The following is a 16,519-nucleotide window of genomic DNA, read 5'->3' as shown; positions in this document are numbered from 1 at the left end:
AAAAGAAAATTTTGACGCTCTTCAAAGTATCAGAAAATAAATAAATGTTACTACATCAATATTTTAATCTTTAGGATTTTGTCAATAAAATTTTGCAAACAATTGTAAAAACAAAATATTAGTCTAATAAACTATCAATATTCACATCAATTGATCAAATTTTAAGGGTTCATGTCAATTGAAGGAAGTAAGGTATACTTTGAATTTGCACGAATTCATACTACTTTAACGGGCATACTACTGGATTTTAGATACAGCAACCTACAAAACGCCTATGATGGGTGAGCATAATACTACCTCATTTGAGCTCCCACAAAATTGGGAGCAATTATATATTGAGTATGGACCTTTACTTTACAATTATGGCTGCAAGATTACTTCTCAGAAATCTTTGGTAGAGGATTGTGTCCATGATGTATTTGTCAGCTTGTTGAAGAATTCTCAGTCTCCAAAAACTATTGAGCACCCCAAAGCTTACCTTTTTAAATCATTTCGTCGCTTATTGATCAATAAGCTTAAGGCTGAAGCCAGATCTCATGAGCTTGTATGGGATAGAGAAACATATCAGTTTAATATTGAGCTCTCTACTGAAGCATATCGGATATTAGAAGAGTGCAACGAAGAGCAAAGAAAAATAATGGCTAGTGCCATTTTGCAGCTTTCACCTCGGCAGAGAGAAGCTATCTATCTGAAATTTTATGAAAGCTATAGCTATGAGGAAGTAGCTGGTATTATGAAAATAGAGAAGGCTGCGCTTTATTCAATGATGTACAAATCTCTTGCTCAACTCAGAAAAGTGCTCACGTCTGCCTTATCTACAAAAATCTCAGTAGGCTATCCTCTTTATCTGTTAGTATTTAGCTTGCTTGCGCCAATTTTATAAGAGAATTTCTTAACAAAATACTTTTTTTGTTATCAATAGATTAATAATAGTGGTATAAATCTAACGAAATTGTAATTCTCAAAAAATAAATTGATTTCATTGGTCAAATCTTCAGGCTTCTTCTCTCTACAATAATAGTATATCAGAAAGCATGCTTTATAACCAATACACAGCCTTAGACTTTGCGATGGATGAGCACTTTCAGCGTTGGGTATTTACCCGGGATGCTGAAGTCGCCGACTATTGGCAGACCTGGTTAGCACTACATCCTGAAAAAAAAGAGGCCATAGAGGAAGCCAAACGCTTACTCAGTTCACAAAATTTCAGGAAAGATGAATGGTCTACAGAACGCATGCTGATGACCAAAGAAAGGATCAGAGAAAGTCTTAAAGAAAAGAAAGCTTATGCCTCTTCTCCCCCTCCCCAAACTAAAGACAATAGACGGCTAATGTCCCCCTGGATGGCCATAGCGGCTTCTTTATTGCTCCTTATCAGCATCATATTTCCTCTTTTTATATTGAATCAGGATGAGCAGGAATTTGCTACCACTTACGGAGAAACCCAAAAATTTGAGCTACCCGATGGTTCAGAAGTGATTCTCAATGCAAATTCTAGCTTACGTTTTATAAAAGACTGGCAGGAAAAAGAACAAAGACAGGTTTGGCTGGAGGGAGAAGCCTTTTTTAAGGTAAGTAAGCTGATTTCTTCTGATAGTAAGGAAGCAGTGAAATTTATAGTGCATTTGCAGGATATAGACGTGGAAGTGGTAGGTACGGCCTTCAATGTAAACCATCGCTCCGGAAAAGTGGAAGTGACACTGGATGAAGGGATCGTGGATTTGAAAATGACTGGAGGAGAGCGGCTACGCATGGAGCCGGGTGATATGGTTGCTTATTCTGCTGAAACCCAGAGGCTGGACAAATTTAATGTCAACCCTCAAAAGGTTACCGCCTGGCGCAATCATCAGATGATGCTGGATGAGCAGCCTCTTTCAGAATTGGCAGTATTGATTGAAAACTACTATGGTGTAAAGGTACGGTTTAGCTCAGATGAACTTGCCGATAAAAAGATCAAGGCTACCCTTCCAACAGACAATCTGGACCTCGTTCTGGAAACTTTGGAACTTATGCTTGATGTACAACTGGAAAGAAATGAAAATGAAATCATTATGAAATAATCAATCACAAGAATTTTCAAACCAGCAAATTAAACTACTCATGTTATGAAAAAAAAGCTACTCTTTCGTGTGCAGTTAGCCTGGCTTCTGGCCTTGCTTTGTAGCTATGGCTATGCGCTGCCACCCCAACAACTGGCTGTCGCCAGTGGTTTTAATGAAGATCGCCTGACTACAGGTGATGATACCAAAGAACAGCAGAAAGAAGGAAAGACACTTAAAAGTGTACTGGAACAGCTGCAATCTGAGTATAAGGTGTACTTTACCTATGACCTCAGTCTGGTAGAAAACCAAAAAGTGCAGGTAGATGAAAATACAGCAAAAGGCTCAGTAGAAGAAGTACTTGAAAACTACCTTTCTCCCCTTGACCTGAAATACAGAAAAACTGGTGATAAGTACTACGTTATCTATCGTCAGAATAAGCAGGTGGATAAGGTACAGCGTACTGAACCACAGGTGAGTGACGCCCAAAGTAAGGATCCCAGAGCAAAATACTCTGAAACACAGCCCTGGCTAAGCTCTACTGCAGCTACCATGCTACAGATGGAAGTGATGGACAAGAATATCTCTGGTAAAGTAACAGATGCAGAAGATGGTACTGGCCTTCCCGGAGTAAACATCCTGGCAAAAGGAACCACTATCGGTACGATTACAGATGTAGAAGGTAACTATAACCTGAGTGTACCCGATGAGACTACCACTTTGATTTATTCATCTGTAGGTTACGAAGCGCAAGAGGTTGAGATTGGCGGGCGTACTACTATTAATGTAAGCATGGCTGCTGATGTACAATCTCTTTCAGAGGTAGTAGTAGTAGGTTATGGTGAGCAGAAGAAAGTAACTGTAACCGGGTCAGTGGCTGCTGTTGAAGGAAAAGAGCTGACTAAATCACCTACTTTAAACTTGTCTAATTCATTAGCAGGTCGTATTCCCGGTGTATTTGCTGTAAACAGAAGCGGTGAGCCGGGTTATGATGGTTCTGCAATCCGTATCAGAGGTACAAATACCTTGGGTAATAACAACGCACTGATCGTTGTTGATGGAATACCTGATAGAGCTGGTGGTTTGGAACGCTTAAACCCTGCGGATATTGAAAGTGTATCCGTACTGAAAGACGCATCCGCAGCCATTTATGGTGCACGTGCCGCCAATGGAGTAATCCTGATTACTACCAAACGAGGAAAAAGCGGAAAACCTCAGTTATCCTACTCTTTCAATCAGGGTTGGGCGCAACCTACCAGAGTGCCCGATTTGGCAAATGCTGCCCAGTTTGCGGAGATGAGAAACGAGCTGGAGATTTTTAACTTACCAGTAGAAGAGTGGGCAGCTGCTCAGGCCGCTTTTGATTCGGAGGGAGTTTACACGAGAAATGATGGAAGTGAATTACCGGCTACATATACCCCTGAAGATATTGAGCTTTTTAGAAATGGTAGTGATCCCTGGGGACACCCTAATACAAATTGGTACGATGAGACACTCAAAAACTGGTCTCCTCAGGCACAACATAATGTGCAACTCTCCGGTGGTTCGGATAACTTCAAGTATCTGGCATCTTTAGGTTATCAAAACCAGGATGCTTTTTACAAAAACTCAGCTACCGGCTATAAGCAGTATGATATCCGTATCAACCTGGATGGGCAAATCAATGAGTATATCAAAACTTCAATAGGTATGTTGGGACGTCAGGAAAGACGCTATTTCCCTACAGTAGGTGCCGGGCAGATTTTCAGAATGCAGATGAGAGGTATACCTACTTCTCCAGCTTACTGGCCTAACGGATTGCCCGGTCCGGATATTGAAAATGGTACCCAGCCTGTAGTAGTAACCACTAATGCCACCGGATATGATCAGGATGACAGGAATTACATTCAGACCAATGGATCACTGGAGATTTCTATTCCCGGTGTAGAAGGTCTGAAAGTAACAGGTACTGCTGCGATTGATAAATACATACGCCAGACCAAGAGATGGAATACTCCCTGGGATCTTTATACCTGGGATGGATTTGATGAGGCTGGTGAGCCTATTATGAACAGAGTACAACGTGGCCCAGCTGAACCTAATCTGACACAGGGTAATGAAGACCAGTTGAATATATTGTTGGGTACAACTATTAACTATACTAAAGCATTTGGAGATCATAACCTTACTTTCCTGGCCGGTGTAAACAGAGAAACCATAGAGTGGAGCGGGTTTAACGCCTACCGCAGGTTTTTCATCTCCGATGCGGTTGACCAATTATTTGCCGGTGGTACCAACGAGCAAAGGATCGGTGGTAGTGCCTGGGAACGTGCTCGTCTGAACTACTTCGGTCGTGTAGCTTACAACTATCAGGAAAAATACCTTGCTGAGTTCTTGTGGCGTTATGATGGTTCATACATGTTCCCTGAAGATACTCGCTACGGATTTTTCCCTGGCTTTCTGGCAGGTTGGGTGATTTCAGAAGAAAACTTCTGGAAAGACAACATCAGCTTCATGGACTTTCTGAAAATTCGTGGATCGTGGGGACAAATGGGTAATGATAATATTACGCAAGGGCCCGATGGAGATCTGCAGGAATACCAGTACCTTTCTACTTTTGGCCTTAGCAGCTATATTATTAATCAGCAGGAAGTTACTACACTATTTGAGACCCGTGTGCCTAACAATTCAATTACCTGGGAGGTAGCCAATAATGCCAATATCGGTATTGAAGGTCAGATGTTAGAAGGCAGAATCTTCTTCGAGTTTGACTATTTTATGAATAAAAGAACCGATATTCTTTGGCCCAGATTTGGCTCAGTACCTCAGCATACTGGTATGACTTTGCCCCCTGAAAACATAGCTGAAGTGAAAAACCAGGGCTATGACTTTAATGTAGGCTATAATGGTCAGATTGGTGAATTTAGTTTTAGTGCCAGCGTAAATGGCGGTTATGCGCAGAACGAAATTTTATACTGGGATGAAGCACCCGGTGCTCCTGCATGGCAGAGAACTACTGGAAAGCCCATGTATACCTATCAGGTATATGAGTATGATGGTGTCTTCGCTACTCAGGAAGAAATTGATGCCAATACCATTGACTATAGCGAGTTGACTAACAACTTACGTCCCGGAGATATGAAGTACAAAGACCTTTATGGTCCTGATGGCGTACCTGATGGTAGAATTACCGCTGATGACCAGGTGAGGACTGACTATACATCCATTCCGCTTTTCCAGGGAGGTATAAATCTAAGTGCCAACTATAAAAACTTTGATTTGTCTATCTTATTCCAGGGAGCTGCCGGAGCAAAGGTATTTGTGATTACTGAATCCGGAAGTATCGGTAACTTTTTGCTGGAAACCTATGAAAACCGCTGGCAGATAGATAACCCTAGTAGTGTACACCCTCGTATCGCCGACAGAAACAATCAGTGGTATTCTACCGGTAACTCTTACTGGTTGAGGGATGCGGACTATATTCGCTTAAAGAACTTTGAGATAGGGTATAATTTACCAGTAGATCTGACTGAAAGAGTTGGTATTGGTAACCTCAGAATCTATGCTAACGGACTCAATCTGTTTACTATTGATGAGTTAGATGTATATGACCCTGAGTCAAATAGCCAGAGCGGTCAGTATTATCCGCAGTCTCGTATTATTAACCTGGGTGCAACCGTAACATTTTAAGAATTGATAAACGCAAAGAAGATGAATAAGGTAAAATATATATCTTTAACTGTCGTCATGGCTTTGGGTATTGCTACGGGCTGTAATGATGACTTTGTAAACACCGAGCCTCTGGATGAAATTTCAGAAAATGCTGTGTGGGTAGACCCAGGGTTGGCTGAAGCAGCGGTAACCGATATTTATAATGGTTTGAATGACGGAGGTTTCAATGAGGAAATGCTGGCTTCCACTACAGATGAAGCGGTCTTTACCCACCCCGGCCGTGGAATCACTACCGTTACTGAGTCTCGTACGACTCCGGATAATGTCATCAACTGGGGAGACCCTCGTTTGAGGTATGGGGACTTATACAGCAGACTCAGGGCTACAAATATTGCAATAGAAAACCTGACTGAGCCTCAGTTTGATGATCCTGAATTAGCTGAAAGGCTTCTGGGAGAAGCTCGTTTCATGCGCGCTTTTTTCTATCATCAATTAGTACGTTTATGGGGTGGAGTTCCCATAATTGACAGAGTTTACGAGCTTGGAGAGGCTGATTATAGCCTACAGAGAAGCTCTTTTGAAGAGTGCGTTGATTTTATTGTGGCAGACTGTGATGCTGCTGCTCAGTTGTTGGAAGGTAAAGTTTTGGGTGAAGGGCGCGCTAATAGAGCTGCCGCTCTGGCTTTAAAGTCTCGGATATTGTTGTATGCCGCTAGTGACTTGCATCATATCCCTACAGCTTCTGCTAACTCTAGTGTAATTTCAGGCTTTTCTAATCCGGAGCTTTTGGGTTATACTGGTGGAGACCAGGCGGCACGCTGGCAGGCTGCTCAAGCCGCTGCCAAAGCCGTACTTGATGAAGCAGATGGCTATATGACAAACCTGACCGCCCCTGTCTCTCCGGAAGAAGGTGAGCAGTATTACGAGAATATGTCTTTAGCTAAAAATGGTGGTGAGAGTGAGTTGTTATTCGCCAGATACTTTATCAATGCTAAGGTAGAAGACGGAAGTAGAGCCGCTTTAGATAACGGACCAAACGGTTACCACAACTGGGCGGGAAATACACCTACGCAAAATCTGGTAGACGATTATGAAATGATGGATGGCAGTGAGTTTGACTGGAGTAATCCGGAGCATGCGGCAGCACCTTATGAGAATAGAGACCCCCGCTTTTATGCCACCATTTTATATGATGGTGCCGACTGGAAGCCTCGTACTGCTGATGTTGCGCCAAGAGATCCTGCCAATGAGATCCAAACCGGACAATATGAAATCATTCAAGATGGTGCAGTAGCCACACATTTTGGTTTGGATACCCGTCAGAGTCCTATTGAGGACTGGAATGGTACCCGTACCGGTTATTATATGCATAAATTCATCAACAAAGACCCTAGCATTGTGGATCAAAACACGCGTCAGGAAATTCCCTGGCCAGAGTTGAGATATACTGAGGCTATGCTTAACTATGCTGAGGCAAGCATAGAGCTAGGGCAGGATGCAGAGGCAATAGCGTGGCTGAATAAAATTCGTTTCCGTGCAGGTATGCCGGCGATTACTGCTACTGGTGATGAGTTGAGAGAGCAATATAGGAACGAGCGCAGAGTTGAGCTGGCATATGAAGAACATCGTTTCTTCGATGCGCGTCGCTGGATGATCGCTGAAGAAACATTAGGCCAGCAGCCAGGAATTATCTTGGTAGAAGGTACTCTGAAGCCAGGCGCTAACGTATCCCTTTACGAGTATAACCCTGATAACTACGATTATACTTACACAGTCGCTGACTTAGATCCAGGTTTTGAGAATCGCCAATGGCTGGATAAAATGTATTTCATGCCATTTGAAAGAGATGAGATAAACCGAAACGAAGCCCTGGTGCAAAACCCTGGCTACTAATAATGAGGTAAGCACATGTCGATCGCTTGCAATTAATCAGGTGCTTACTTGAATTTTTTAAAATCTATGCTGGTTATAAAATACTGGCATAGATTTTCTGTTTTAAGACGTATCTAAACTACACTCAAAATTGGTTCGGAATCCACATAAACTGATTTATTGGCTTTGCATGACAGGAGCAATGCTGATATCAAGTTGCAATGATCAAACAAAGGAGAGCTCTCAAAAGAATGCTTCCGCTAACATTACTCCTTCCTCTCCCCCCCTGTTTACCTTGCTTTCACCCCAGGCTACCCACGTCAAGTTCAACAACGAGCTTACCGAAGGCCTCAATACCAATGTAATGGCTTATGAGTACTTCTACAATGGAGGAGGGGTAGCCATAGGCGATGTTAATAATGATGGATGGGAAGATGTTTATTTCTCCGGAAATATGATCTCCAATAAGCTTTATTTGAATAAAGGCTTGGAAGACAAGCAGTCCCTTCAGTTTGAAGACATTACCGAGCAAGCAGGAGTTTCCGGAAAAAAAGCGCCCTGGAAAACGGGTGTGACTATGGCCGATGTCAATGGAGATGGCTGGCTGGATATCTATGTATGTTATTCGGGTAATGTAAGGCCTGAGAACCGTGTCAATCAGCTATTTGTCAATCAGGGAGCGGATTCTCTGGGTGTGCCTCATTTCAAAGAGATGGCTCAGGAGTATGGTTTAGGAAGTCCTGCTACCAGTACGCACGCTGCTTTTTTTGACTATGACCGGGATGGCGACCTGGATATGTTTTTGCTGAACCACAGCCCCTTCCCCTTACCTGTGCTGGATGAGTCTTCCACTGCCGAATTACTCAAAAAAGAAGATCCTTCCAATGGAGTGCGACTATTCAGAAACGAAGGTGGTGAAACACCGAAATTTACAGATGTAACCTCTCAGACGGGCATACAAAGCACTTCACTCTCTTATGGTCTAGGTGTAGGTATTGCAGATGTTAATCAAGATGGCTGGCCGGATATTTATATTTCCAACGATTATGCTATTCCGGACTTCCTTTACATCAACAATCAGAATGGAACATTTACAGATCAGATACAGTCACAGTTAGGCCATACTTCCCATTTCTCAATGGGTAATGATATAGCCGACATCAACAATGATGGCTTACAGGATATCTACACCCTGGATATGTTGCCGGAAGATAATAGAAGACAGAAATTATTGTTCGCTCCCGACAATTACGAACGCTTCAACCTCAACCTGAACGTAGGCTTTTATTATCAGTATATGCGTAATATGCTACATACTAATAATGGTTTAGGAGCAGATGGTCAACCTTCATTCAGTGAAATAGGACAACTTGCAGGGGTATCCAATACCGACTGGAGCTGGGCCGCCCTGCTGGCCGATTATGACAATGATGGCTGGAAAGATCTCTTTGTTACCAACGGTTATGTGCGGGATTACACCAATATGGACTTTATGAAGCACATGGGCGATTATTTGAAAAGGAGAGAAGGAAATCTGCTGCGCAAAGATATTTTGGAACTGGTACACCAGATGCCCTCTTCCAATGTGGTCAACTACATTTATAAAAATAATGGAAGTACCCCCGGGCAGAATACTACTTTTTCCGATGTTACTACCCAGTGGGGCATGCGTATGGCATCCAATAGCAATGGAGCTGCTTATGCCGACCTGGATAATGATGGTGATCTGGATCTGGTCGTAAATAATATTAACAATCCTGCCTTTATTTTTCAAAATGAATCAAGTCAGCAAAAAGATCGTCATTACTTGCAGGTCAAACTGGAAGGAGAGGAGAAAAATAGATTCGGTATAGGAGCTAAGGTAATGCTTTATGCGGATGGTAAAACACAGTATCTGGAACAGATGCCTTCACGTGGCTACCAGTCCAGCGTATCCCCTATTATGCATTTTGGCTTGGGAGAATCGGATGCAATAGATTCCCTTCGCATTGTGTGGCAAAGCGGGAAACAGCAACTCCTGACCGAAATAGAGCCAGACCAACGCATTACCCTGAATGAAAAAGAGGCTACGAAAAACTATCTTTTTTCAAAGCCACAAAAGACAATTTACCAGCAAGTAAAATCACCTCTTGCTTTTGAGCATAAAGAAAACAGGCTGAATGACTTTAAGCGTCAGCCGCTGATGGTAAATCCGCTGTCTTTTTCCGGGCCAGGTATGGCCAAAGCAGATATTAACGGAGATGGTCTGGAAGATGTGTATGTAGGAGGAAGCAGTGGACAGGCAGGAGCATTATATGTACAACAGGCCAACGGAAGATTTGTGCAGCAAAATACTACTGCTTTTGCCGAAGACCAGCGCAGCGAAGATGTGGATGCTCTGTTTTTTGATGCCAATGGTGATGGTGCAGCCGACCTTTATGTATGTAGCGGAGGTTATAATGATTTTATGCCGGAAGACGAAGCACTGCAGGATAGATTATATCTCAATGATGGGCAGGGAAATTTTACTAAAAGTGAAAGTGCTTTACCGCAAATGCTTACCAGCAGCAGTTGTGCCCGTGCCTCTGACATCAACGGAGATGGAAAGCATGACCTTTTTGTAGGGGGACGAGTGATTCCCGGCCGTTATCCTGAGACTCCCCGCAGCTATGTGCTGATCAATGATGGGCAGGGCAAGTTCAAAGATATGGCGCAGGCAGTATCGCCTTTACTACAGCAAATTGGATTGGTAAGCGATGCTGTCTGGGTAGACCTGAATAACGATCAGGAGGAAGAGTTGGTAATCGTAGGAGAGTGGATGCCAGTTAGTGTATTTGCCAAAAACGAGGGGAAATTAGAAGAGAAGACCAGCGACTATTTTGACAAAATGTATAGCGGCTGGTGGAATAACATTCTGGCTGATGATCTTAATGGTGATGGAAGAGCTGATCTGGTACTAGGTAACATGGGACTGAACACTCAGTGCAAAGCCAGCGACAGCGAACCGGCTGAGATTTTCTTTAAAGATTTTGACGATAACGGATCAGTAGACCCAGTTTTTAGCTTTTACATACAGGGTAAAAGTTATCCCTCTGTGACCCGCGACGAACTGCTGGACCAGATGGCCATGATGCGTACCCGCTTCTCCGATTACGATAGCTATGCGGATGCTCAGCTGAAGGATATTTTCACTGAAGAAGAACTACAGGGCGTACAGCATTTGCAGGCCAACGAACTTAAAACTATTTACTTTGAGAGTAGTGAAGGAGGAAAGCTGAAACCTAAAGAATTGCCATTGGTGGTACAATCATCGCCGGTCTTTACCATCAATGCTATTGACTATAATCAGGATGGTAATAAAGATCTTGTGTTGGGAGGCAACATCAGCCAGGCACGCTTGCGATTTGGGAAATGTGACGCGAATTATGGAATTTTGCTGGAAGGAGATGGTAAAGGAAACTTCAGCTACATCCCACAGCAGCAATCCGGCTTTGAAGTGTGGGGCGATGTCAGGAGCGTAGTAGAGGTGAATAATACATTACTGTTTGGCATCAATCAGGGAGAGATAAAAGCCTATAAAATCAACTAGAAATGAGAGGAAGAGCATATATTTTGTCGCTGTGGATGGGTATAATGGCTTTTGGCTGTACGCAGGAGCAGGCAGAATTGCCGGAATTACGCAATGAAGACATTCGCCGGCTCATGGCCAAAGTGACTGAAGTAATGGTGCATGATGTAACCAACCCTCCTTTGGCAGCGCGTTTCTTTGCCTACATCAACCTGTCCGGCTATGAAGTGATGGTACAGCATGTCCATGCCGGGCATGATTCTACGCTCCAGAGCATGGCTGGAGTACTTAATGAGTTTCCTGAAATCACCAAGCCGGATATTGAAGGACATTCGCCCTCTCTCAGTGCACTGCTGGCTATGATGGAGACCGCTCAAAAAATACAGCCCTCCGGCAGTATGATTGAAGCTTATGAGCAGCAGTTTTTAGATTCCTGTAAACGACTTGGCTACTCAGAAGAAGTCATCGCTCAGTCAAAAAACTATGCCCAGGATATCAGTAAGCAAGTTTTGGCTTATGTAAAGAATGATCGCTACCGCGAAATCAGCAACTATCCCAAGTACACACCGCTGGAAGGAAAAGGGCACTGGTACCCCACACCTCCCGCTTACTTTGCGGCGGTAGAGCCACATTTCAACACGGTACGTCCGCTCACTATGGATTCAGCCAGCCAGTTCAAACCCGCACCACCGGCTGAGTTTAGTGAAGACAAAGATTCCCCCTATTTTCAGATGCTGATGGAAGTGTATGAAGAAGGCGAGTCCTTACCGCAGGAGCATAGAAGGATTGCTTCTTTCTGGGATTGTAACCCTTTCGCCATGCAAAATAATGGCCACCTCATGGTCGGCCTGAAGAAAATCTCTCCCGGTGCCCACTGGATGGGGATTACCAGCATTGCCTGTGAAAAAGCAAATAAGAGCTTTTCAGAGTCAGTGAAGTTACATACTGTGGTGGCAGTAGGATTGATGGATGCCTTCATTTCCTGCTGGGACGAAAAGTACCGAAGTAACCGCATCCGACCTGAGACTGCGATCAGAAAATACATTGACCCCACCTGGGAACCGCTTTTGCAAACACCTCCCTTTCCGGAGTATACCAGCGGGCATTCTACGATCTCAGGAGCATCGGCATATATTCTGACCTATTACCTGGGAGATAATTTCAGTTATACTGACGATGTGGAAGTAGGCTATGGCATTCCTGCCCGCGATTTTACGTCTTTCATGGCAGCGGCTAAGGAAGCGGCAGTATCACGTTTGTATGGGGGTATTCATTATCGTGATGCCAATGAAAATGGCACGGCACAAGGGCTGAAAGTAGGTGAATGGGTGATCAATACCATTGAAAAAGAAAGCATGCAAAATCTGGCAAAGGCAGAATAAATCAGGAGGAGAGTTCGCTACAGTATTGTAGCAGCTTTCTGAGGTCTTCTTCGCTGTTGAAATCTATCGCTTCCTCCTTGATATAATCTCTGATAGTGTTTTTATTATCGGGAAATATCTTTTTCAAAGCAGATTTATTGGCTTTGTAAGTACGGTTATTTTGGTCAACAAAATAAAAAGTAGACTCTATGGCCAGTACCAAATCTCCTTTAAGCTTTAGGTTTTGTCTCTGTCCAGAACCAGTAGTATAAGAACTATATGTTCTGATAGATGATACTGCCGAAGACTGCTCATAGGCTCCCATTTTCTCAGCATTGACAGTCGTGAATTTCTGATGTACGGCAAGTTTTACAGGAGAATAATCCGCGATTGTTTCTACAAAGCCCGACTGTTCACCATAGTAGAAGATTTTATCGTCAATACTGATCTGTTTCACCAGATGCTCATCTGCCAGTGCCATGGTATCTCCGGTGATGTCTATAAACTGAATCTCTTCCAGGAGTAAGTTATAGTTGAGTCTGGCGTTTGCTTTAGTACCATTATGGAGGCTAACCATGCCTTGCTGAAATTGCTCAAGCAGATAGCGATCGCTGGCAGGGATAACCTGCTCTATTTCTTCTTCTGAACTTATCCGAAACCTCTCGTTATCCTGAGCTGAAACGTGTTGCCAGCAGGAAATACTAAGGCCTATTAAAAATATATACTTGCGCATGAGTAATGCGTTTGAGTTGAGTGTTATTCGTTATGGAATATACGCTTTTTTTAGGTGGAGTTCAATACAAATCTATGGGTATAGATTAATTTCTATTTACTCAGCCAGTATACGATAAAGTTCCAGGTTCAGATAATAATGATGTCCTTCTATACTTTTCTTTTCCAGTATGCCCATGTCGCCCAGCTGATTGAGATAGTTACGGGCGGTATTTTCTGCATAGTATCCACGGTCGGTGAGGTGTTTTACTTTGGTAAGAGGCTGATTAAAAATAGCGAGCACCAGTTGCTCTGGCCTTCTTATATCGGTCTCTTTATCCAATACTTCCAGTATGGCATCCTTGGTAGCGATGATGTCGTTAATTTTCTGATACGTAATATTGGAGGTAATCTCTACCGCCTTAAGTATATAAGATATCCAGGCTGCCCAGTCTCCTCGCTGTGAAACACCTGCCAGATAAGCGTAATAATTACTTTTATTTTCAATGATGTAGCGACTGAGAAAAAGTATGGGTAAGTCCAGTAAGCCTTTTTTTGTCAGATAATGGATGTTAAGCAATCGGCCTGTTCTACCATTGCCATCCCGAAAGGGGTGAATCGCTTCAAACTGAAAGTGGCCTATTGCCATCTTCAGTAAAGGGTCAATTGCGTATTGTTCGTCATTGTTAAGAAATTCCAGCAGGTTCTGTAATTTTTCTTCAATCAACTTAGGCCCTCGCGGTGGTGTATAGATCACCTGACCGGCCTGCGGACCGCTTTCACCCCGCCGGATGACAATCTGAGTGAAAGGAGGGCGGATGCCATCACTACTTTGCTTTACTGTGCGGTACATGCGGATAAGATACTCCATGTCAAACTCCTGCTGTTGCAGATAATCATGCCCTGCCCATAAAGCTTGTCGATAGTAGAGTACTTCTTTGGATGGACCGCTGGTCTCGTAAAGATTATCTTCTGAATAAGCCCTGTAAAGATCATCGTCAGTGGTGAAGATATTCTCTATGGCACTGGAGGCTTTGGCTTCCTGTAAGCTAATGGTATTGATGAGCATGCCGGGATTAGGGATGGCTACACTGCGGCCCTGCAAGCGGCCCAGGGCTAATTTAGCCTGCCCCAATTGCTCTAATACACCTACGGTTTTGTATAAGTCTTCGTGAATGGGAAGGAGGGGGAGGTCATTCCAGGCTTTATTACGGTCGGGATTAATGCGATAAGGATGCATAGACATTAATAAATATTGTTTTTAATGTCTGAAAGTTAGATAAATTATCTTTTAATGTCTACTTCGTGAGTAAACCTTATTTAAGTAATTTTTTAATGTTTAGTGATAAAAGCCGCCTTAAAAGGAGTAAGACATGAAAGTATAAACCTTAAAAAGGTTAAAAAATAAAGTATAAAGATTTAGGAAACCTTAAAAAAAGCCGGGAGTTGAAGCCCGGCTCACATATTTACTTTCGCATGAAATTATTTACTCATCCCATAAGCCGGCCATACTGTAAGGAGAACCTTCCATAGCCCAGAACGCACCATCAATAAAGCGGTGATGCTTATCCAGACCGGCAATGGTTTGCATCTCGTCATCACTTAGGTTGACTTGAGCAGAATCAATGTTCTGCTGAATACGCTTAGGATTTACAGATTTGGGAATAACAGCAGTATCTCTATTGACTGCCCAACTGATTAATATCTGTGCGGATGAACAATTGTGTTTTTCGGCTATGCTGTGGATAGTTTTATCCTCCATCAGAACCGGGTCACTTTCTTTTTTTGATCTTGCCGGGCGATCTCCAGAACCTAGTGGAGAATAGGCGGTCAGGTGGATACCTTCTTGTTTACAGTAGGCTACTAATTCTTTTTGTTGCAGATAGGGATGCATTTCTACCTGATTCATTTCAGGTTTACTCTCTGACTGCTGAAGAAGTTCCTTGATCTTTTTCTCACTAAAGTTGGAAACTCCAATGTGCTTGGCCAGCCCTTTCTTTTTGGCTTCCTCCATTCCTTTCCATGTTTTGGTGATGGGTACTTCATCCAGACTCAAAAAGTCATCGGGACTTCCCGGGAAAGTCACGTCCTCCTTCAGAGCTATCGGCCAATGTACCAAATAGAGATTGAGATACTCCAGTTGAAGGTCCTTCAGTGTTTTTTCCAGCGCGGGAATTACCTGCTCCTGGCGGTGAGAATTGTTCCAGAGCTTGGAAGTGACCCAAAGCTCCTCCCTTTTTACCATTCCGTCCGAGAAAGCTTTTTTCAGTGCTTCGCCTACTTCAGGCTCATTGCCATAGATGGCAGCACAGTCAATATGGCGGTAGCCACTCTTGATGGCAGCCAGTACCGCATCGTATACATCTCCCGGATCTGACTTCCAGGTTCCCAGCCCGATGGCGGGCATCTTATCTCCGTTTTTAAAGGTTAGTTTTTCCATACTTTGAAAAATAGCGAGAAATGAAAAATGTTTGCAAAAAGATAAAAATGAAACGAATCAACTCCAATTCCTGGCCAAACTGGGGCTCACAAAGAGGAAGATATCGCTTTTCGCCAGCGAAAGGATTGCTGATCTATCGCGCGCTGGGTAGCCAGTATACCTTCCAGGTGATCATATTCATGTTGTAATAGTTCTGATAAAGCTCCCTCTGCTTTAAGCTGTTGCTTTTCAAAATGCTCATCCAGGTATTCTATTATGCAGCTTTGATGACGCTCCACCTTTACCAGCAGATTGGGAAAACACATGCAATCATCCCAGACTTCAAACTTATCTTCACTTAAACTGGTAAATGTAGGATTAATAATGACTACCGGACGGTCAATGTTCATATAGATGAGGCGAATCATTTCTCCAATCTGCGGAGCGGCTATGGCCCGAAAAGCCCCATATTTGGCTTTGAACTCAAAAAGAATGTCATGCAGTTTCTGTACAACTTCTTGTATATGAGGAAGGTCTTCCGGCTTCAGTTCACGACTTTTTTCATGCAAACGAGGATCACCCAGGAGGAGTATTTGATCTGACTTTTGCTTATTGCTCATAGTAGTAGATTTTCCTTCAACTTATAATTTTCATGCCCCATGCTGTATTTTATTCAGGTTACGCCTGCACAGTCTGTGAGACAATGAGGTATAAAAGGTAAATGAATTTGAAGCTGCTTTCGTAAATATGAATCATAAAAAAGAGGGAGGTAAAAATTAAATCTGTCTAAAATAAATAGAATCTATGAAAATAGTAAGCTTGTCTGTTCTGAGCTTTTTTACACGTGTTGAATTTGGTCCTTACTCCCGAATCTCTTATCATTATTGTTTGACTTTGAAGACAACCTAATTTACCACTC

At 43.0% G+C, this 16,519-nt stretch carries 10 protein-coding genes; 6 read left to right on the top strand and 4 right to left on the bottom strand.

Annotated features, from left to right (window positions below):
- Positions 1 to 274: 274 nt before the first annotated feature.
- The 6 genes from WJR50_RS08130 to WJR50_RS08105 all read left to right on the top strand — a co-directional run bounded on the left by WJR50_RS08130 (position 275) and on the right by WJR50_RS08105 (position 12,491).
- Positions 275 to 883, top strand: coding sequence for an RNA polymerase sigma factor (locus WJR50_RS08130; RefSeq protein ID WP_341292752.1), 609 nt, complete (start codon positions 275 to 277; stop codon positions 881 to 883).
- 151 nt (positions 884 to 1,034) lie between these two features.
- Positions 1,035 to 2,060 carry a FecR family protein gene (locus WJR50_RS08125; RefSeq protein ID WP_341292751.1) on the top strand — a complete coding sequence of 342 codons (1,026 nt, stop codon included), beginning with the start codon at positions 1,035 to 1,037 and terminating at the stop codon, positions 2,058 to 2,060.
- Positions 2,061 to 2,591: 531 nt separating this feature from the next.
- On the top strand, positions 2,592 to 5,708 hold the full coding sequence (locus WJR50_RS08120) for a SusC/RagA family TonB-linked outer membrane protein (RefSeq protein ID WP_445223458.1): 3,117 nt from the start codon (positions 2,592 to 2,594) through the stop codon (positions 5,706 to 5,708).
- Between the two features lie 21 nt (positions 5,709 to 5,729).
- On the top strand, positions 5,730 to 7,583 hold the full coding sequence (locus WJR50_RS08115) for a RagB/SusD family nutrient uptake outer membrane protein (RefSeq protein ID WP_341292750.1): 1,854 nt from the start codon (positions 5,730 to 5,732) through the stop codon (positions 7,581 to 7,583).
- Positions 7,584 to 7,764: 181 nt separating this feature from the next.
- The gene (locus tag WJR50_RS08110; protein WP_341292749.1) at positions 7,765 to 11,130 is read left to right on the top strand and encodes a VCBS repeat-containing protein; all 3,366 of its coding nucleotides are present in this window, start codon (positions 7,765 to 7,767) and stop codon (positions 11,128 to 11,130) included.
- Between the two features lie 2 nt (positions 11,131 to 11,132).
- Entirely contained in the window at positions 11,133 to 12,491 is a 1,359-nt protein-coding gene (locus WJR50_RS08105) for a vanadium-dependent haloperoxidase (protein WP_341292748.1), read from the top strand.
- Between the two features lies 1 nt (position 12,492).
- On the opposite strand, the gene WJR50_RS08100 is transcribed toward WJR50_RS08105, so the two are convergent.
- From WJR50_RS08100 to WJR50_RS08085, 4 genes are all read right to left on the bottom strand, one after another.
- Complete coding sequence (locus tag WJR50_RS08100; RefSeq protein ID WP_341292747.1) at positions 12,493 to 13,203, bottom strand: hypothetical protein; 711 nt, start codon at positions 13,201 to 13,203, stop codon at positions 12,493 to 12,495.
- Positions 13,204 to 13,299: 96 nt separating this feature from the next.
- Positions 13,300 to 14,427, bottom strand: a complete 1,128-nt coding sequence (locus WJR50_RS08095; RefSeq protein ID WP_341292746.1) for a Fic family protein — start codon at positions 14,425 to 14,427, stop codon at positions 13,300 to 13,302.
- 240 nt (positions 14,428 to 14,667) lie between these two features.
- Positions 14,668 to 15,621 carry an aldo/keto reductase gene (locus WJR50_RS08090; protein ID WP_341292745.1) on the bottom strand — a complete coding sequence of 318 codons (954 nt, stop codon included), beginning with the start codon at positions 15,619 to 15,621 and terminating at the stop codon, positions 14,668 to 14,670.
- 86 nt (positions 15,622 to 15,707) lie between these two features.
- Complete coding sequence (locus WJR50_RS08085) at positions 15,708 to 16,220, bottom strand: peptide deformylase (protein WP_341292744.1); 513 nt, start codon at positions 16,218 to 16,220, stop codon at positions 15,708 to 15,710.
- Positions 16,221 to 16,519: the final 299 nt, after the last annotated feature.

It is taken from the genome of Catalinimonas locisalis, assembly GCF_038039535.1.
Classification (GTDB): domain Bacteria; phylum Bacteroidota; class Bacteroidia; order Cytophagales; family Cyclobacteriaceae; genus Catalinimonas.
The sequence above is the reverse complement of the archived record's forward strand: the minus strand, read 5'-3'. Positions and strand labels throughout refer to the sequence as shown.

What these genes read in the sequence shown, in the direction of transcription:
- WJR50_RS08125 (WP_341292751.1), top strand. Translation starts at nt 1,035, where the DNA reads ATGCTTTATAACCAATACACAGCCTTAGACTTTGCGATGGATGAGCAC.
- WJR50_RS08120 (WP_445223458.1), top strand. Translation starts at nt 2,592, where the DNA reads ATGCTACAGATGGAAGTGATGGACAAGAATATCTCTGGTAAAGTAACA.
- WJR50_RS08110 (WP_341292749.1), top strand. Translation starts at nt 7,765, where the DNA reads ATGCTGATATCAAGTTGCAATGATCAAACAAAGGAGAGCTCTCAAAAG.
- WJR50_RS08085 (WP_341292744.1), bottom strand. Translation starts at nt 16,220, where the DNA reads ATGAGCAATAAGCAAAAGTCAGATCAAATACTCCTCCTGGGTGATCCT.
- WJR50_RS08105 (WP_341292748.1), top strand. Translation starts at nt 11,133, where the DNA reads ATGAGAGGAAGAGCATATATTTTGTCGCTGTGGATGGGTATAATGGCT.
- WJR50_RS08115 (WP_341292750.1), top strand. Translation starts at nt 5,730, where the DNA reads ATGAATAAGGTAAAATATATATCTTTAACTGTCGTCATGGCTTTGGGT.
- WJR50_RS08100 (WP_341292747.1), bottom strand. Translation starts at nt 13,203, where the DNA reads ATGCGCAAGTATATATTTTTAATAGGCCTTAGTATTTCCTGCTGGCAA.
- WJR50_RS08130 (WP_341292752.1), top strand. Translation starts at nt 275, where the DNA reads ATGATGGGTGAGCATAATACTACCTCATTTGAGCTCCCACAAAATTGG.
- WJR50_RS08095 (WP_341292746.1), bottom strand. Translation starts at nt 14,427, where the DNA reads ATGTCTATGCATCCTTATCGCATTAATCCCGACCGTAATAAAGCCTGG.
- WJR50_RS08090 (WP_341292745.1), bottom strand. Translation starts at nt 15,621, where the DNA reads ATGGAAAAACTAACCTTTAAAAACGGAGATAAGATGCCCGCCATCGGG.